The organism is Methylobacter sp., from assembly GCF_023227905.1.
Taxonomy (GTDB): Bacteria; Pseudomonadota; Gammaproteobacteria; order Methylococcales; family Methylomonadaceae; genus Methylobacter_A.
Map to the genome: position 1 here is coordinate 23,217 of NZ_JALOCF010000026.1, position 18,575 is coordinate 41,791.

At 48.6% G+C, this 18,575-nt stretch carries 22 protein-coding genes and 1 pseudogene; 5 read left to right on the forward strand and 18 right to left on the reverse strand.

Going from position 1 to position 18,575, the window contains the following annotated elements; translation table 11 throughout:
- Positions 1-76 precede the first annotated feature (76 nt).
- The 18 genes from M0R47_RS11620 to dnaB all read right to left on the reverse strand — a co-directional run bounded on the left by M0R47_RS11620 (position 77) and on the right by dnaB (position 16,579).
- Positions 77-385, reverse strand: coding sequence for a flagellar protein FliT (locus tag M0R47_RS11620; RefSeq protein WP_292554760.1), 309 nt, complete (start codon positions 383-385; stop codon positions 77-79).
- 12 nt (positions 386-397) lie between these two features.
- Positions 398-796 (reverse strand): flagellar export chaperone FliS, encoded by a 399-nt coding sequence (gene fliS / locus M0R47_RS11625; RefSeq protein WP_292554762.1) that lies wholly within the window; start codon positions 794-796, stop codon positions 398-400.
- Positions 797-804: 8 nt separating this feature from the next.
- Positions 805-2,190, reverse strand: a complete 1,386-nt coding sequence (fliD, locus tag M0R47_RS11630) for a flagellar filament capping protein FliD (RefSeq protein WP_292554765.1) — start codon at positions 2,188-2,190, stop codon at positions 805-807.
- Between the two features lie 31 nt (positions 2,191-2,221).
- A complete protein-coding gene (locus M0R47_RS11635; protein WP_292554768.1) occupies positions 2,222-2,632 on the reverse strand; it encodes a flagellar protein FlaG in 411 nt (136 codons plus the stop codon).
- Between the two features lie 67 nt (positions 2,633-2,699).
- A complete protein-coding gene (locus M0R47_RS11640; protein ID WP_292554771.1) occupies positions 2,700-3,539 on the reverse strand; it encodes a flagellin in 840 nt (279 codons plus the stop codon).
- Between the two features lie 164 nt (positions 3,540-3,703).
- Entirely contained in the window at positions 3,704-4,666 is a 963-nt protein-coding gene (locus M0R47_RS11645; RefSeq protein WP_292554773.1) for a GNAT family N-acetyltransferase, read from the reverse strand.
- Positions 4,667-5,317, reverse strand: a complete 651-nt coding sequence (locus tag M0R47_RS11650; RefSeq protein ID WP_292554775.1) for a class I SAM-dependent methyltransferase — start codon at positions 5,315-5,317, stop codon at positions 4,667-4,669.
- Between the two features lie 19 nt (positions 5,318-5,336).
- Positions 5,337-6,242 (reverse strand): hypothetical protein, encoded by a 906-nt coding sequence (locus tag M0R47_RS11655; protein WP_292554778.1) that lies wholly within the window; start codon positions 6,240-6,242, stop codon positions 5,337-5,339.
- Between the two features lie 8 nt (positions 6,243-6,250).
- Entirely contained in the window at positions 6,251-7,528 is a 1,278-nt protein-coding gene (locus tag M0R47_RS11660) for a DegT/DnrJ/EryC1/StrS family aminotransferase (RefSeq protein ID WP_292554781.1), read from the reverse strand.
- Between the two features lie 18 nt (positions 7,529-7,546).
- Positions 7,547-8,560, reverse strand: a complete 1,014-nt coding sequence (locus M0R47_RS11665) for a Gfo/Idh/MocA family oxidoreductase (protein WP_292554784.1) — start codon at positions 8,558-8,560, stop codon at positions 7,547-7,549.
- Positions 8,557-9,612, reverse strand: coding sequence for a pseudaminic acid synthase (gene pseI, locus M0R47_RS11670; RefSeq protein WP_292554787.1), 1,056 nt, complete (start codon positions 9,610-9,612; stop codon positions 8,557-8,559). The genes M0R47_RS11665 and pseI overlap by 4 nt, the downstream gene beginning before the upstream one ends.
- 1 nt (position 9,613) lies before the next feature.
- On the reverse strand, positions 9,614-11,116 hold the full coding sequence (gene pseG / locus M0R47_RS11675; RefSeq protein WP_292554790.1) for a UDP-2,4-diacetamido-2,4,6-trideoxy-beta-L-altropyranose hydrolase: 1,503 nt from the start codon (positions 11,114-11,116) through the stop codon (positions 9,614-9,616).
- 6 nt (positions 11,117-11,122) lie between these two features.
- Complete coding sequence (locus tag M0R47_RS11680; protein WP_292554792.1) at positions 11,123-11,749, reverse strand: pseudaminic acid biosynthesis-associated methylase; 627 nt, start codon at positions 11,747-11,749, stop codon at positions 11,123-11,125.
- Between the two features lie 34 nt (positions 11,750-11,783).
- Positions 11,784-12,482 (reverse strand): pseudaminic acid cytidylyltransferase, encoded by a 699-nt coding sequence (gene pseF, locus M0R47_RS11685; RefSeq protein ID WP_292554795.1) that lies wholly within the window; start codon positions 12,480-12,482, stop codon positions 11,784-11,786.
- Complete coding sequence (pseC, locus tag M0R47_RS11690; RefSeq protein ID WP_292554797.1) at positions 12,479-13,642, reverse strand: UDP-4-amino-4,6-dideoxy-N-acetyl-beta-L-altrosamine transaminase; 1,164 nt, start codon at positions 13,640-13,642, stop codon at positions 12,479-12,481. Before pseC ends, pseF begins: the two co-directional genes overlap by 4 nt.
- Complete coding sequence (locus tag M0R47_RS11695; RefSeq protein WP_292554798.1) at positions 13,639-13,908, reverse strand: polysaccharide biosynthesis protein; 270 nt, start codon at positions 13,906-13,908, stop codon at positions 13,639-13,641. Before M0R47_RS11695 ends, pseC begins: the two co-directional genes overlap by 4 nt.
- Positions 13,909-14,114: 206 nt before the next feature.
- Positions 14,115-15,191, reverse strand: coding sequence for an alanine racemase (gene alr / locus M0R47_RS11700; RefSeq protein WP_292554801.1), 1,077 nt, complete (start codon positions 15,189-15,191; stop codon positions 14,115-14,117).
- Positions 15,188-16,579, reverse strand: a complete 1,392-nt coding sequence (gene dnaB, locus M0R47_RS11705) for a replicative DNA helicase (protein WP_292554803.1) — start codon at positions 16,577-16,579, stop codon at positions 15,188-15,190. Before dnaB ends, alr begins: the two co-directional genes overlap by 4 nt.
- Before the next feature lie 661 nt (positions 16,580-17,240).
- Between dnaB and M0R47_RS11710 the strand changes: the two genes are divergently transcribed.
- From M0R47_RS11710 to M0R47_RS21935, 5 genes and pseudogenes are all read left to right on the forward strand, one after another.
- Complete coding sequence (locus tag M0R47_RS11710; RefSeq protein WP_292554806.1) at positions 17,241-17,537, forward strand: transposase; 297 nt, start codon at positions 17,241-17,243, stop codon at positions 17,535-17,537.
- Between the two features lie 4 nt (positions 17,538-17,541).
- Positions 17,542-17,886 (forward strand): hypothetical protein, encoded by a 345-nt coding sequence (locus M0R47_RS11715; protein ID WP_292554809.1) that lies wholly within the window; start codon positions 17,542-17,544, stop codon positions 17,884-17,886.
- An 81-nt stretch (positions 17,887-17,967) separates the two neighbouring features.
- Positions 17,968-18,108, forward strand: a complete 141-nt coding sequence (locus M0R47_RS11720) for a DDE-type integrase/transposase/recombinase (protein WP_292554811.1) — start codon at positions 17,968-17,970, stop codon at positions 18,106-18,108.
- Between the two features lie 22 nt (positions 18,109-18,130).
- A complete protein-coding gene (locus M0R47_RS21930) occupies positions 18,131-18,277 on the forward strand; it encodes a DDE-type integrase/transposase/recombinase (RefSeq protein WP_366513204.1) in 147 nt (48 codons plus the stop codon).
- Positions 18,273-18,467, forward strand: a pseudogene (locus tag M0R47_RS21935) (IS3 family transposase); the annotation flags it as partial. The gene M0R47_RS21930 and the pseudogene M0R47_RS21935, both read left to right, overlap by 5 nt.
- Between the last annotated feature and the right edge of the window lie 108 nt (positions 18,468-18,575).

The following is an 18,575-nucleotide window of genomic DNA, read 5'->3' on the forward strand; positions in this document are numbered from 1 at the left end:
CTGCTTAATGCGTTGTTTCGAAAGCTGGAACACTGGTGAGGAATCAGTCAGATTGACTTCCTCCTTCAATAGCGGATTACTCGGTTTGATACGCCTGAATGGCTTTTCTGTCATGTGCAAGCGAAGCAGCTTGCTTCTGTAGTAGTTCTTTTTGGCTTTGCACCAATGCCACGAACTGACTGTCTGTGGCCTGCATCGAAGCAATCATATCTCCAATTGCTTGGCGTTCGAGCGGTGACGGAGATGACGCACGCAGCCGCTCCAGTACCTCCTGCCGATTAGCCAGCAGCTCATTCAAGTCTTCCCAATCCTTAGATTCAACAGCGGAAGCAATGAGCTCAACAAAGCCCTCAAGCTGTTGCACTAATTCAGGGACAGCGTTCATTAATATTAACCGCTACTGATACATTTCAGGCATGGAATCCCAAGCTTGCTTAATTTCCTTCATCAAAGCCTGAACTTCATCAAGTATTTCAATGCTATTTTCGGCGCTGGCTTTAAACAGCTGGGTGTTGATGTACTCATACAAGCTCATTAAGTTAGCTGCAATATCGCCGCCTTTTTCAATATCCACACCATCTATTAAGCCACCGACAATAGCAGCAGCCTTGGAAATCTGCACACTCTTATCTTGAAAATCGCCTCGCTCAATACCGCCTTTTGCAGCATTGACTCGCATCAAAAAGCCGCTCATCAGCATCTGTATCAACTTATGCGGCGATGCACCATCTATCACAGACTCGGCATGTACGGCCGCATATTTATTCGCATTATTTCTATACGCTGCAGATATCATCTTTTACCTCACCCGTTTAATTGTGCTACATAGCTGCTCAAAAAAGAGCCCGTTGATTGAAACCGGCCCACTGCCGTATCCATCGCGATAAACTGCTTCAGCAAACTTTTTTGCACGTTATCTAAATGTAGTTGAACAGTACTGCGTTTGTCGCTGAGCGCTTTTAACTGCTTACTCAGCGAAGTTTGTCGGGAATCCAGAGCCCCTCCGGTTTGCAAGTATTGCGTCACCTTCGCTTTTAACCGGGTAGCCACCCCATCAGTTGATGAAAACACATCGCTTACCGATGACAGATTGGCCGCTAAGGCTTTATCAAGCTTGGCGCTATCCAACGTCATTACGCCGTCTTTATCTATATCGATGCCAATGGTTTTCAGGGTATTATAACTATTGCTTGCTGAAGTGACTGGGCTGCTGGCCAGTTGCCGTAAGTCATTCCTAATGGTTCGCAGAGTCGAATCACCTAATAATGCGCCGTTGCTGCCGCCCGACGTACCTGCAAACTTGCCAAGGCTAGCGGTCGTGCTATTCAAGGTGTTATACGCCGTCACAAAACCTGAAATAGTTTCTTTGATTGCCGCATTGTCTAATTGAATGTCCACATTTACATCCGTGTTTAACGCTGCTGTCGATTGCAAATTCAGCGTCACGCCCTGCAACACATCAGTAATAATATTGCTACTGCGTGTGGCGGCCTGCCCATCTATTAAAATTTTAGCATCCGCTGCTGCCACACCGGTAAAGTTTGCCGGCACCGACGTATCCAATCGGCTTAAACCTGCGTCACCAGTAACCGCCACAGAAAACCCATTGGCCAGGCCGGTATCTTTGGACGTCAATACCAGTTTTGATATGGTGCCGGTATTGGTTGCATTATTAACGTTGATAATACTCGCAGTCACACCATTATTATCTGCCGCACTATTGATGGTGTCTCGGATACCTGCCAGAGTGTTGTTGCTTGCATCAATTGTTACCGAAAATGGTGTTTTAGCCCCCACTGAAAATGTCATTGTACCCGAGCCGACCACCTCGGTAGCTCCAGCAAATTCAGTCGCAGCAATGGAGCTCTGCGCCTTGGCTAATTGAGTTACTTGCATCACATGCGAGCCTGCTATCGAACCCGAACCAGTTGTGACTTTTACAACGGATTCATTGCCGGATACCGCCTTGGTAGTTTTGAACAGATTTATGTCATTAAGTTTTTGCACGGCTGTCTGAAAAGTTGATAATGCACTTTTTAGACTACCCAGACCACTCACTATGGCTTTTGTGGCGGTTTCCTGCCGGGCAATAGCATTAAATTGAGGCTGACCTTCCGCGGCAACCAACTGGCTAACAATGCCATTGATATCCATACCACTGCCAATGCCTAACGCCGATGAAATAGCCATAACTCTCTCCTACCTTTAGTTATTCAAACCGCTAAACCCTGTCCTGAAGCAGGGTACCCTGATCACCGTCCATCTCCTGCATTCTTTTAATGAATGCCAGCATTTCCTCGGTAGGTATTTGCCGCACTACATCGCCGCTTTTGCTATCGACAATCTTGACCACAACCTTTTGAGTCGAATCATCAACCTGAAACTCCAAGTTACGATTGATCTCCTGCAGTATTGAGTTGCCCTTTGTCGCAGCCGTTTTCACTAACTCCAGAGAAGTTTCTTGAGCATCGGCTTTTGATGCGGCAGCCTGCGTTTTTATTCCTTCATCAGACACGGCTACGGCGGCACTCTTCACATTAGCATTGTCTGAAACAACTTCCCGGTCATTTTGCTTATTTCTCAGGGCTGTCACAGGAACAAGCTTAGATACATTAGTAATTTCACTGTTCATGACACCAACCTAATTTCTATGTGTTCAAAAAGGGAGGCCAAAGCCTCCCCGATTATTACCATGAAGCCTACCTGAGCAAACTAAGCACTGATTGTCCTGACTGATTGGCTTGCGCCAACATCGCGGTACCGGCTTGCTGCAAGATCTGGTTGCGGCTCAAGCTGGCTGTTTCCGCCGCAAAGTCAGTATCGGTGATCCGTGAGCGGGCTGCCGCTTGGTTCTCGATAGAAGACTGCAAGTTGCTGATGGTGGTGGTAAACCGGTTTTGGATCGCGCCCAAACTCGCTCTGGCGGTATCAATGGCTTTAATAGCCGTATCTAAGGCATCAATCGCTGCCGAAGCACCGGTCGCAGTCGCGTTGCTTCCTATGCTCGCTCCAGTAACGCCGGATATGGTCACGGACAGATTGGCAATATCGATCGAGATATGGTTATCCGCATCGGTATTGGCGCCTACCTGAATAGCCGCGCCGCCGGACAACGAGCCATTGATGATTTTCTTGCCGTTGAATTCGGTGTTGGAAATAATCCGGGTCAACTCATCATTCAACTGTTTGAATTCGGTCTGGATTTTTTCCCTATCTGCTGACGTTATTGCGGCATCGTTAGCCGATTGCACGGCCAGGTCGCGCATCCGCTGCATGGTTTCGGTCATGGTGCCCATCGCCGATTCGGCGGTTTGCGCCATGGAAATGCCGTCGTTGGCATTGCGGACCGCCACGGTCATGCCGCGGATCTGTGAGGTCATCTTGTTACTGATCGCCAACCCGGCCGCATCGTCTTTGGCGGAGTTAACCCGCAAACCGGATGATAAACGCTCCATGGACGTAGTCAGGTTATTACTAGTCGAGGTCAACTGACGCTGACTATTAATGGACCCTATATTTGTGTTAATTACCAATGCCATGATCTTATCCTCTTAAAATACCCAATAAATGCAGTTTGTTAAAACTGCTTTTTTAAACTCGTAATAGTTATCGGCGTATTAATAAATTCCTTTAATTATTTTTTGCGAAATTTCCTGATCATTTTAAGCATTGTTCATCGGCAAGCATTATCGCCATTTATCCACTATGCACTCGCAAAAGAAGTTATGAAATAATTTTTTAATTCAGCGTTAAGACTGATTTTGTAATCACCACGGCTAGGCGAATTTACCCCCACAAAATCGATCTCCTTCATTCCCTGCTCAAACGCACCTTTTATCATCTGTAACAGCAAAAAACTGCCTGCACCAGTGTTCCTGTAAACAGGATCATTCGCACCAAACAAATAATAAGCGGTTCTATCGTCGTAGAGGAATAAAACGGCGGATACCGGCCTCTCATCCAGCAACGCGACGCTCATTTTTCCATAACTACCTGCAATGGCATGCTTACAAATGGACCTAACCAACACTGAATCCTGATTGCCTCTTTCTATACTTTGACGTTCAAAAGTCATGGCATGAAGAGAATCAAGCATGCCTTCATCGCTACTAAAGTCAAGCTTCAGCATCTGAGATGCTTTTTTAAACTCCTGTCTTCTGCACGATCTTATCGATGACAGATAAGCATCAAAATTATCGTATTTCTCTAAATCCAGAACACCCGTATAGCGCAAATCTAATTTAAATAGCCCTTTATCCGGCTCGTGATAATTATGCCACAGAAACGGGCGGAGATCGCTTAATCGCCATGTCTGACACAGGCAGCATTTCTTGTAATGTTCGGTTAACTGGCTTATGAAATATTCGACAACCTTAAACTCATGGGTAATTTGAGAGTGCGCCGACTGGCCTGCGCTACCAGTCAGCAAAACTCCCTGGAATTGGGTAAAGGGATAGGGCCTAGCTATGGGTTCGCCAGCCTCTGAATATATCAGCACCGCACCCGCAACAATTTGGCCTTTCTCGTAACAAGTCACTAAGTCATAATCGGCATTCAGAGAATCCAGAAACTTAGTGTAAACGAATATACTCCGTTGCGGAGATGTCAATACAAAAGCATCCCATGCTTGCTTACTCTCTTTAAAATTAATTTCCCAAACACTCATTTATGAAACAGTCTCCCTGATGGAATCCCATAATTCATCCTTGAAAACAGCAACGGTATAGTTATAGGGTAAATTATGATGAACCAAGGTCGTACGCCTGGAGAGATTTTCTATGCAAAATGACAGCATCTCGGCGGGGTTCATGTAAAACATGTGATCATCTCGATAGCTGACATGAGTTGAAATCATGTTAAAAACCATGACTTCGCCAGACAATGCATACATCTTTTTTAAAAATGCATGCACCCAATCCTGAGTCTGGCCGACATTGACGTTAAAGAGGCCGCTCAGAACCACGTAATCAAAACGTTGATCAAAGTCTTCACCCATAATGTCTACATTTTCGACGCTAATATTCCGGAATCGCTTTCGCGCCTGGGCAAGCAGCATCTCATTGATGTCATAGCCGGTATAGCTCCCTCTGAATCCAAGAAAATTTAAGAACTTGTAAAACTCTCCATTGCCGCAGCCCAGATCGAGCAGCGCTTTCTTGCTACTATTCAAATCCAGATGTTTGGCAATTTCATAAAACCTGAGATATTGCGTCTGAGGATCGTCCCATAGAACCGATTTGCTGCTAATACCATGCTTTCCTGCGGCAGCGTTATATTTCTCAATTTGCCGTGCGTTTATATTATCGTTTTCTGTCATAAATAATGGCCTGAAGCAGTTACTTCTTCACAAGCTCTCTGAGGTGCAGAATATCCGTTTGCGGAAGCCGACAAATTGGCCCACTGGGCGGGATACAGCTAATCACCTTCTTGTGCGCCAATATCCCATTGACTAAAGCCATACTTTCGCAACCAACAACCACATCAGACTCTACAATTTCCTCGATCAACGGCTTGCCGCCGCTCAATTTAACAATGCCGGCGTATTCATCCAAAATCCAATCATACTTACCCGAAATATCGGAAGGATGCGGGCGGATCACGACTCTATCAACAAGATCGCCGAGCACTTGTATATTTTTCAAAAAGTATTCGATTGCATCAAATTCGGTGTACCCCCAATAACGCTCATCGCCATACCGCAGACGGGCGTGATCTGAAATATTGTCGCAAACAAACAAAACTTTTTTTCCTCCTCCCTTTTGCGAACCTTTGCTTGCCTCAAGATCAGCAATTTTTTGCTTGAGTTCAAGAAAATACGGATTAGGAACAAGCTGAATGGGAATACCCGGAAAATGTTCTCGAGCCAGCCTTTCCGCATCACCATCGCCCACCCATAGCTCGCTAGGAAGATGTTGAACTCCATTACGCTCAAAACGCTGCCGATAATTGACCCAGTGATCCAAAAAGGCGACGACATGCTTTTGCGCATTATGCGCTTGTTCTATCGCGCGCCACTCTAAATCCGATTGCCAACCAGTTCCACATAGGCACCAATCGCAAGCTGATATAGCCTCTTCCAGCGTACATATCTCAACAGTCTCAAACCCGCGCTTGAAAACATTGACTGCCGGCCCCTCTAGCACCAATTTACAACAAATATTGTTCTGCGCGACATAGCTGGCGAGTATTTCCGCCCCACCCGCATCATGCGAAACGATGGCGACGATTCCGGAATGACTCATAAACTTTCCTACTTTAATAGCTCGAGGCTTTTCCACACCTTCTGGAAAGCCGTGACAATCAAATCGACGTCATCCTCGGTGAGATCAAATACGCACATGCCGAAACCCAGATAAGTTGAATCGTTGAGCTGTTCCGCCACCGGGCAGATGCCCTTGCTGTAATCGACCTCCCGTCGGCAAAGGCTCGATGTCCACGGAAACCCCATGGAACCGTAGGCTATTTTGCGCTGATATAGCGGTAATAGGTGAATATTCTGGTAGTGTTGACTCACTGCAACGCCTTCGGCCTGCAGGGCGGCATGAATGCGCTCCCGGCTAACGCCCAATTTCTCAATATCCAACACCATCGGGTAGACGTAATAAACATGAGTGCAGCCCGGTTTCACCACCGGTGTACGAAGACCTCGCAATTCAGCCAATCCTTCCGTCAGCCGATTAGCCAATACTTGCCGGGACTGGACAAACCGGTTGAGCTTTTTGAGCTGCTCAATCCCGATCGCACATTCAATCTCTCCCAGCCGGAAGTTATGGCCGATCATATTTGAAAGGTTGGTCACGCCTTTGTCACCCACGACGACTTCTGCATGGTTGCGAATCAGCTGCAATCTCTCGGCGATCTCGTCATTATCGGTGACCAGTATCCCGCCCTCGCCGGTGTGGATATGCTTATGATAATTAAGACTGTACCCGCCCACATCGGCGAGAGTGCCGGCGTATTTGCCCTTGTAAAGAGCGCCGGGCGCTTGCGCGGTATCGGAGATGACCTTGAGCCCGTGTTTGGCCGCGATTGCCATCAACGCATCCATATCGGCCGATTGACCGAATATGTCGGCCACGATAATTGCCTTGGTGTAAAGCGTGATGTTTGCCTCGACTGACTTGGGGTCCAGATTAAAAGTCTCGGGATCAATATCTGCAAACACCGGGATTGCATTCCAGTGCAATATGGCTGTTGCAGTTGCACTCATGGTCCAAGGCGTCACAATGACTTCGTCGCCCGGTTCTATACCAATCGCGCCTACCGCAGCGATAAGGCCCGAGGTCCAGGAATTTACCGTGACAGCGTGCTTTACTCCAAAATACTCGGCGCACTGACGTTCAAATTCCCTTACCTTGGGACCGCCGTAAAAATCCTCATGCCATGCGCCCATAAATTGGGAGAGCACGCCGCTTTCAATCACCTGTTTAGCGGCTTCAACTTCCTCTGAACCGATGGGGTTGTAGCGTTTAAAAGTCGATTGGATGGTTTTGGGGCCACCCAACAGCGCGAGTTTCGGATTGCTCATATTGATCGTTGTTATTTGTTATAGTTCTTGTGCATCTTGCCTGGCGTCCTGCTTAATTTGCTCGCAAACACATTGCGCGGCAAGCGCCGATTCCCCTGTGCTCGCCAGCGGATCGCCATCTGTGATAGCACGGTAAATATTATCGACAGCATTGAGCATAGCACCTGAATATTGCCCCGCTCGGCGAACGCCCGCGTCAAGCGTGCGATAACCTTTGAAGGTTTCGCTATCCTGGGCGCGGCGCTCGCGCCAGAACAGTCCGCCCTCTTCAATCGTCAATGTGCCTTGCGAAAAAACCAATTGCAGCTCAAAGATGGCATAGTCCTCGGCATGGCCGCAAGCAAGCAGCACCGGTATGCCTTGAGGTCCCTCCAGCCAGACCGGTAGCGTCGGGTCATCGGCAAAAAAATCATTGATGGGCTTGCCAGCCTTGACAATATCCATAGGACCGATAAGCAAGTGCAGAAGATCCAGCATATGGGAGCCGTTGTTCGCTATGCCCTTATTATAATAGCCAACGACTGAGCGCAACGCTCCCCATCGGCCTGACTGCATATCGGCTTGAAGTTTTATAACCTCAGCATCCCAACGGCGCGTGTAGTTTACCGCCAGCGGAATATTCAATTGCGCGCATTCTGCGACCAGCCTTTTAGTTTCTGCGACCGATGCTGTCAGCGGTTTTTCGCAGAAAATCAGCTTGGGACTCAATCGCGAAGCAATTTCCAGATCATGGGCATGACAATCCGTTGGCGAGCAGATGCTAATCACATCAAATTGATTGCAGGCTCCCAAGGCCTCTTGAATGGAGCGGAAACCGACGGGCACGCCCCAAGCGGCCATGAATTCGCTACGCCGATTGTCGTCCGGCTCGACACAGGCCGCCAACCTGAATCGCTCATCACGGCTATATGCGCCTGCATGGGTATATGGCAAATATCCCGCTTGGCGGCCCTGATCAAAACCGCCGGCAATGTTGCCACAACCCACAATCAGAACCTGCAAAGGCGCTAAATCAGTGCTTGCCGCGTTCATTTGATCAGCTCCCATCCCAATGCCGTTCCCTTCTTTACATCGTGCTTCAAGGACTTGCCCAGCAGCTGTTCCTGATATTTTGTCGGTAATCCCAAACCCGGCCGGATTGCGCGCACATTGTCGCGCGTCAACACATCGCCGGCCTTCAGGTCTTGCACAATATAAAGTGAGCGGCGGAACTGGAGAGACTTCTGTTCGGCCTCAGTCGGGCCGTAGCTCACATGCCCCAACGCCTGCCGGGCACGTTCGGTTTCAATCACTAGCTGCGCCATTTCATCGGGTTCCATTGAAAAAGTACTGTCCACGCCACCCTCGGCACGATTGAGAGTAAAGTGCTTTTCAATGACAGTCGCCCCCAACGCCACACTGACCACCGATACGCCTATTCCCATCGTGTGATCGGAAAGCCCCACTTCGCAGCCGAACAGCTCACGCATATGGGGGATGGTCAGAATATTGGTGTTTTCGGGCGTGGCCGGGTAAGTGCTGGTGCATTTGAGCAGGACCAAGTCCTTGCAACCTGCGCCTCGTGCCGCGCGCACGGTTTCATCGAGCTCGGCGACCGTCGCCATGCCGGTTGAAATGATCAGCGGCTTTCCGGTAGCCGCCACGCGGCGGATTAACGGCAAATCGGTATTTTCGAAAGACGCAATTTTGTAGCAAGGCGCACCCAGGCTTTCGAGAAAATCCACTGCCGTGCCGTCGAACGGCGTGCTGAAAGCGATAATGCCCCGCTCACGCGCCCTATCGAAAATGGGTTTGTGCCATTCCCATGGTGTGTAGGCTTCTCCGTAAAGCTGGTATAAAGACGCTCCCGCCCACAGACTCTTAGGGTCGCTAATATGGAACTCGCGCTCGTTCAGATCCAGCGTCATCGTATCCGGGGTGTAAGTCTGAATTTTCAGTGCATGCGCACCGGTTCTGGCGGCGGAGTCCACGATCTCAAGGGCGCGCTCAAGCGACTGGTTATGGTTGCCCGACATCTCGGCGATGATAAAGGGAGCATGGCCTCGTCCGATTGATCTCCCGGCAATCTTGAATACATTATTCATATTATTTAAGTTTCTTAAAATACGAAGTGGACTCAACCTCATATCCAGCGGATAGAAACAGTTGATGTGAACGCTCGTTAGCCCCAAGCACATCGGCATGGAGTATGTTTATTTCTTGGCGATTTTGGGCGAACCACATTTCCGCACTGTGCAATAGGTCACGTCCGCAACCTGTAATGCCGGGTACGAGATAAATGGAGACTTCCGCCTGATGATGCTGAATATCAAAGCGCACAACGCCAATCGGAACGCCGTCTCGCTGACCGATGAGCAGCGCTTTATTCGGATCGGTCAACAACGAAGCAAACCAGCGGCGGTGCTCTTCCCAATTGATGGGATCGGAATTTCGTGAAACCGTCCTGATCGCCGGATGATTGCGCCAAGAAAACAAGCTCTCTGAATCGTCCGCTTTTGCAGTCCGGATCACAATCCCGCTGCAACCCATCCTACTAACGACACGTAATGCCCCCCGAGTATCCACGGTCCGCATAGCATTGCGGGAAATCAGTTGCCTCAGGCAATTATTTTCAATCAAGGCGTTAATATGCCGCCCGATTACCCGATCAAACTGATGCTTTAGATCGGGGGCATACACTAATCCATCTGATGCGGCATCAACAATCTGCTTGCGCTGATTTTCGGCCGTACAGATGGCTATTGTCGGCAAGCCGAGGCAGCAACGCTCCCAGGTTGCGCCACCTCCTGCGCCAATCGATAAGTCAGCTGCCGCCATCAACTCCGCCATCCGGTTCGTTTGCACATGACACGCAAAATGATGGCTAAGACAAGCAACCTCAATTGCCTCGCGACAAGGGTGCTGCGCGCCAATTACCACGTCCACCTGCATATCCGCAACGCCAATATCAGTCAGCACCTGGATGGCTCGGCCGGTATAGTTATCGGCATCCATACCGCCGAAGAAGATTAGGATGCGTTGAACCGCACCTTTACGGGGGCCGACCTGTTCATGGAGTTGCCGGAACTCTTCGCGCAGCAATGCATAGCGTAGGCCAAGCAGTAGCAGGCAATGATCAGGAACTTTACCGACATATCGAGTGCTCATGTCCGCATAATTGTTTTGGTCGAGCAGTATGTCACAGTCATGCCGGCGATCGGCAATGTCGTCAATCGCCAGAATTCTCCGGGCGGCTTGCCTAAGCTTGGATTCCCAGCGTGAATCCAAGGCATAGTGATCAACGATGAGCCAATCCCAGGCCCTATCTGACAAGGCTTTAACCGAATCCCTCGCATCCTCTACTTGACTGCAACCGAGCCAATGCGCATGAGCCAGCTCATCTAAGTCAGCATCATTTTCAGCGCTATCGAGCATTGCCAACTCATAGCCCCTTGCTTCAACAATGCTTCCCAGGTATTCCGGCAGGTGACGGCTGACGAAACGAATCAGCGCTCCGCGATGCGCCAATTCATCCGCCAAAGTCAGGCAACGCATGAAGTGACCTGTACCGATGTGAATAGAAGCATCGACACGGAAGGCAATCTTCATGTTTATCTAAGCTTTTTGCAGCAAAAACCAAGTGCCATCGTCCCCAGGAAAAGCCGGATCGCGTTGATAACAAAAACCGTAATCCACGAGCTTCAAGTCGGGGTATTTATCCAGCATTTCACCGGCAAAGTCCCTTTTGAACAAACGATCCGCGTGCCCCCGATACGGAATAGCCACGGGTGTCGGATTGTAATACTCGGATATTAAAATCAGCCGGTTGGATGCCTGATATAGTTTTTCGTAAACACTATCCAGCCCGTCTGGATTGATATGGATCAGCACGCCTTTGATCAATGCGAGATCTGCTTTCCCGGCTACAGGATAGTCGAAGATGGAACCTTCAAATACGTTACTCTCGCCAATCAAGCTTTTAACTTGCGTTGCGGCATCGTGGTTGATTTCCACGGCTTGCAGATGAATATCCGGATAAAGCAGTTGCAGCGCCTTCAGGTTCATCCCGATGTTCGCGCCAAATTCAAGACAGGATGTCACTGGCCCCGCCTGTTTAAGCGCCGCCGAGAAAAAACTCAGTTTGGAGGCCAAGAGGTGGGAACTATTGTTTCGGTCAATGTAATCGGCACCAAACTCGCCCGCCCAGAATTCCTCCTGCGGTGTTTTAAATCTTTCAACCATCTTTATCTCCGGCAATCAGTTTCGTATAAGGTCTTCAGGTAGAGCGATTCACACCATTAAACGCCGCAACCATCAATTCGGCCCGCTGCCAATCCTCTTCGTTATCAATGTCCGCCACGCGCCAATTGGGAATCACCAAACCTATACCGTGCTGATGAATATTTTTCCCCTCCAGCCAAGTCTGCGCACGCCCCCAATAAAACTGTCCGGCATCGTAATAAGCCGGCTCAAGGTCTTGGGTCCGAGTCGAGGCATATTGGCTATCAAACGGTTCCATCAGACCACTCGGCAATTGCCGAAGCGCGCGCTGAATCGCAGAAGGATAGGCGGCAACAGGAAAAACATAATCCGCATTTTTCTCCTCTAGCATCTGCAATGCGGCAACCAGATCGCCACATTGCATAAATGGCACTGCGGGATAAATACAGCAGACTTGATCGACTTGCCAACCCAGCGCTTGGCACGCGCCAATGGCATGCGCAACGACGGGAACGGTGGGGGTGTAATCGTCCGCCAGTTCTGCCGGACGGACAAAGGGAACCTCCGCCCCCCACACCTTTGCCAGCTTTGAAATTTCGGCATCATCGGTGGTTACGACAATATGGTCGAACAATCCCGCCGCCTTCGCAACCTCAATGGCCCCGGCGATCATAGGCTTTCCACAGAAATCCTTGATATTCTTGCGGGGGATGCGTTTGCTGCCGCCTCTGGCAGGAATAATGGCAATATTCATACGCTAATCGCCCTCCTCAAAGCGTTAACGACCTGATCTTGTTCATCCGCTGTCAACGCGGGAAACATCGGCAAGCTGATAATTTCCGCATAATATTGCTCGGCTTCCGGACAGTAGCCCGGTTTGAAGCCCAGCTGTTGATAATAGGGCTGCAGATAGACCGGTATGTAATGCAAATTAACACCTATGCCTTGCGCTCTGAGCGCTTCGAAAACATCCCGGTGGGTTTTGCCGATGTGTTCGAGTTTTAAGCGAATGATATATAGGTGGAAGGAGGAATAATTGTCTGGATGTTGCCACGGAATCACTATCGGCAAATCGCTCAATATTTCATCATATCGCAGAGCAAGCGCATGGCGTAGGGTGACGAATTCATCGAGCCGTTGCATTTGGCTAAGCCCCAATGCGGCATGTATGTCAGTCATGCGATAGTTAAAACCAAGATCAATCTGCTGGTAGTACCAAAGTTGTTCAGGTGGGCGGAGGACCATATCTGCCGCATCACTGCTGATGCCATGGCTGCGCAGCAATTTCATACGTTTGGCCAACTGTGCATCGTTAGTCAGCGCCATGCCGCCTTCGCCAGCGGTGATGATTTTTACCGGATGAAAACTGAACACTGTTATATCGCTATAACGGCCATTGCCGATGATTTCGCCACGGTATTTTCCACCGATGGCGTGCGAGGCATCCTCAATAATTTTGAAACCGTATTGCTTACTTAGCCGATGAATGGCTTCCATATCGCAGGATTGACCACATAAATGCACCGGGATCACAACTTTGGGCAGGCAGCCATTTTTTTCCGCCTGAGCCAATTTATCGGCCAAACATTCCACGCTCATGTTGTAAGTATGCGGATCAATGTCCACAAAATCGACACTGGCACCACAATACAGCGCACAATTGGCGCTGGCTACAAAGGTAATAGGAGTGGTCCAGACACTGTCGCCCTTGCCTACGCCCAACGCTAAGCAGGCGATATGCAAAGCCGAAGTGGCGCTATTCACGGCAAACGCATATTGCGCGCCGCAATAATTCATCACTGAGTTTTCAAAACCAGGAACCGCCGGGCCTTGCGTCAAAAAATCCGAACGCAACACATCCGCTACGGCCTGAATGTCGGCCTCGCTAATTGTTTGACGACCATAAGGAATCATAAGCTGCTCGTTTGGCTCAGCTGAGCCTGCGCCGCTATATCTACATTTGCAAGAATCCTGCGTAAAATGTCTTGATCACGAACATCATCAATAGAATAGGGCATGCAGGAAACTTGGACTTTTTGGCTCATTCCAAATTGCTTAAGTTCGTCACGTAAATAAATAATCAGTTTTTTGAGCTTATCGTTTTCAAGAATTGTTTTAGTCCACTGTTTACCAAAAGAGCCCGTTCTACCCGTGATCAAAATAGACTTGTTATCAAACATTATTCTTCCTTAACTCGAATATATATTCCAACAACTTGAATATGAGTGCATTTTTTATCAGACTGCTTAAATAGCAGTTTCGTTTTCCTTAAACAGTTTAGCACCTAAAATCAACTACGCTTGTCATCCAGGCCCATTTCTTAGCACTCCCCAAGCTTTTTCGCCATCTCACGCTGTCAGGCGCTAGTTATCAGTCCAGATTGATTTTAGTTTTCAATAATTTGCACACGCTGGGTAATGCCGCATACTAGAGCATAAGGTATGGTCTCCGCCCCTAGTGCAATTTCTTCTACCGGCAAGCCTTCGCCCCACAAGGTTACTTTATCGCCGGGCTTTGCGTCGGGTTGAGTCGCCAAATCGACCGTAATCATGTCCATTGAAACCCTGCCGATAAGCGGTACACGCTTGCCGTTAACCAGCACCGGCGTTCCGGTATTGGCGTAACGGGGATAACCATCACCATAACCTATCGCAACGACGCCCAGTGCTGTGCTTTTATCGCACATCCATCGGCCGCCATAGCCGACTGTCTCACCTGCTTCGATTTGCTTGACTGCAATCAGCCGTGAATGCAGACTCATGACCGGCTTAAGCCCTAATTCTTGGCCCGTGCTGTCTGGAAATGGAGAAATGCCGTATAGCATGACGCCAGGCCGCACCCAGTCAGTCAATGATTGCGGCCAGCCCAATATACCGGCCGAGTTGGCGATGCTGCGCTGGCCTGGATAGGCCGCCACGGTTTGATTGAACTGAAGGATCTGCTTCAGCGTCATATCGTCATTTTTATCGTCGGCGTTAGCCAAATGCGTCATCAGATTGACTGGTTGTCTGACAATGGCACAACGTTTCAAACGCTCATAAACGGCGCTAAAATCCTTGGCTTTAAAACCCAACCGATTCATGCCTGTGTCAATTTTCAGCCAAACCGTAAGCGCTTCCTGCTCTTTCCGAGCTTCTAGGATTTCAAGCTGGGAGAAAGAATGCAGTACAGGCTCCAGCTGATACTCCAACAGATCATTCACTTCTGCGGCACAGATAAATCCCTCTAAAACGGCAATCCTGTTTTTTAACCCCGCTTTGCGCAATCGGATACCTTCATCAGCCCTGGCCACTGCAAAGGCATCAGTATTATGTAACGCTTCGGCAATACGCAGCATGCCATGTCCATAGCCATTGGCTTTGACGAGCGCCATCACTTTCGCGCCCGGCGCACAACTTCGTACTTTGGCTAAATTATGCTGAACAGCATCCAGATCGAGCACCGCATACGCAGCCGGGCTCATTCATAATCCCCGCCGGTATAGGTTCCCGCAAAATTTTCAAAGCGGGTATATTGTCCCAAAAAGGTGAGCCGAACTGTTCCCAGCGGGCCATTACGCTGCTTGCCGATAATAACTTCTGCGATACCTTTATCAGGGCTGTCTTCGTTATACACTTCGTCCCGGTACACGAACACGATCAAATCGGCATCCTGCTCGATAGCACCCGACTCGCGCAAATCCGACATCATCGGACGTTTATTGGGGCGCTGTTCAAGATTACGGTTAAGCTGGGACAAGGCAACTACAGGGACATTCAATTCTTTGGCTAGCGCTTTTAAGCCTCTGGAAATATCGGAAATTTGCTGCACCCGATTATCGCCGCTGGAAGGCGATTGCATCAACTGTAAATAATCCAATACTATTAAACCCAGCGGCCCATGTTCACGCACTAAACGCCTGGCTCTTGAACGCACTTCAGTCGGCGTTAATGCCGGCGTATCGTCAATGAATAATTTGGTTTCAGCCAACAAATTGATGGCCGACGTCAAACGCGGCCACTCATCATCCTCCAGCTTTCCGGTTCGAATTTTATGTTGATCGATACGCCCTAATGAGGACATCATCCTCATCGCTAACGCATCTCCCGGCATTTCCATACTGAATACCGCAACCGGTTTATCGCCTTTAATCGCAATATTTTCCGCCATGTTCATGGCGATAGTAGTTTTACCCATGGAAGGTCGACCAGCCACAATAATTAAATCGGCCGGCTGCAAGCCTGAGGTCAGCTCATCAAAATCAGTAAATCCTGTGGCTGCCCCCGTGATAGAGCCTTCCTGTTCGAACAGCGTTTCAATTTTATCGACAGCGCGGGCCAAAAGGGATTTAATCGAAGTAAATCCTCCCTGCCCCCGTTGTCTTTGTTCGGCTATTTTAAATACCTGTCGTTCGGCGTTTTCAAGTAAATCGGCAGTCTCACGGCCCTCGGTATTGAACGCGGAATCCGAAATCTCTGTGCCGACATGAATCAACTGACGCAGCACCGACCGGTCTCTGACGATATTGGCATAGGTCACGATATTCGCTGCACTGGGCGTGTCTTTTGCCAGCATGCCTAAGTAAGGCAATCCTCCGGTGTTTTCAAGCTCACCTATAGATTCCAGGGCTTCCGATATGGTGATCACGTCAAATGGAATCTGTTTTTCGGCGAGCTGTTCAATCGTCTTGAAAATCAGTCGGTGATCTCTCCGATAAAAATCGCCTTCCGAAACTTTGTCCGACACGGAATCCCAAGTTTGATTATCCAGCATTAATCCGCCCAAAACCGATTGTTCGGCCTGAATGGAGTTGGGAGGAATTTTTAGAGAATCCAGCGAATAATCACGATCAAACGAAAAATTTTCAGACATAGCTCACAGCAATAGAAACGGTAGTTACAAAACACGACATAAATTTTTTAAAAGCCTAGAAAGATTAACGAAGAAGATGTAACACTGGAAATAATGTGAAGAGAAAAATGTTAGCATTCACTAATACAATTCTAGCGCGGTTGCTTAACAAATATACAGCATTGTTAGCATTATAATTAACTTGTATTCGCTAATTCCGACAAAAATATTCAAATGATTCCGAATAAATCTAAGTACTTGTAGGTGTTTATGATTGATACTTGCAGAGTGCCCGGTTGGTCTCTCACCCATAAGGCAATTTATGCTACTTGAATAAAATCCTGGCAATTAAGTGCTCAGGATTAACCGTAAAGTACTCAAGTATAGCCTCGAAAGGCGGTATGCGTCCAAGAGCAGGCAATTTGAGGTTGAAGTTAAGTTTAGGATATACACATATAAATGCGCCTCCACGCCGTCATGCGGTTTCCGTCCGCTTGCTGTCGTGCAATTTTACACAGACATGGCGTGTGGCTCGATCAATGGCGACAAAGATGTACCCTTTGTCCTTGCCCAAGTTGATTGACGCGGTGTCAATGTATAGATAGCCAAGGCATAGACTATGATGTGGTTACACTAATCCGGACACACATTTTAAAATACCCTGAAAAGAGTGTGGTCCCAAATGAACCGAGAAAAACCCCAAACTTATACAGCCGAATTTAGAGCCTCAGCGGTTAAGCTGGCGAATCAATCCGATAAGCCCATCACCCAAGTCGCCAAAGACCTTGGGATTAATGTGAATACCCTGCATACTTGGATAGCAAAATATAGCCGCCCCAAAGAGAGCGATAAAACGGTTCGGACTGACGACCATCTTTATGAAGAATTAAAGCGCCTAAAGAAAGAAAATGCCCGACTGACAGAGGAGCGCGATCTGTTAAAAAAGGCGGCAGCGTACTTTACCAAGGAGCACCGGTGACTGCATGGATGCAGGAGGTAGAGTACCAACAGTAGGCGCTTTAGGCGACGCAGGAGCAGTTACCGAGAAGTACGCCTGGATCAAACAGCATATGACCGAGTTTCCAACTGATTTGATGTGTCGCTTTATGCAGGTTTCCCGAAGTGCTTATTATGCGTGGTTGCATCGCGCCCAAACAGCGATTGAAACGGATGATATTGAATTGACGACTATTATCCAAGCCTTGTTCAAGAAGAGCCGCGCTACCTATGGAACTCGGCGACTCCAAAAAATCGTTATTAAACCGAAATCGGGCAGCCAGTCGGTGACGGATAGGCTGGTTGATGCGGGAAGCCGATTTAGTTTGTAAAACGAAACGTAAATTCAAGGCCACGACGAACTCCAAGCATGACCAGCCGATTGCACCTAATCATCTGGTCGTCAATTCACAATGAACCAGCCCCATCAGGCTTATGTCGGCGACATCACTTATATCTCTACCCAGGAAGGCTGGTTGTATTTAGCGGTCGTGATTGATCTGTATTCCCGGCAAGTGGTCGGCTGGTCCAATGGCGGAGCATATGCGGACTAAGTTGGTGAACGATGCGCTACTGATGGCCATTTGGAAACGAAATCACGGGAAAGACTTGTTGTGGCATAGTGGCCGAGGTAGTCAATATGCGTCGGAAAGCCACCGAGCGCTATTAGCCCAGTATGGCATCCGGCAGAGCATGAGCCGTAAAAGGCAAATGTTGGGATAACGCGGTACCAGAAAGCTTCTTCCACATCCTGAAAACCGAGCTGATACATCATCAAACCTATCAAACCCGTGCCGACGCAAGACAGGCGGTGTTTGAGTATATTGAGGTCTTTTACAACCGCGAACGCCTACATTCTGCAAATGGCTATTTATCACCGCTTGACTATGAATTGCAGCTTAAAGCTGCTTAGCCGTATGCCCGGAAAAGTGTTGACACATCATAGTTCCAGTGTCCGTGAAATTAGGGCAAGATCAATTTGCTGATTTAAAGAAACAAACCTGAAATATCAGCTACTTTA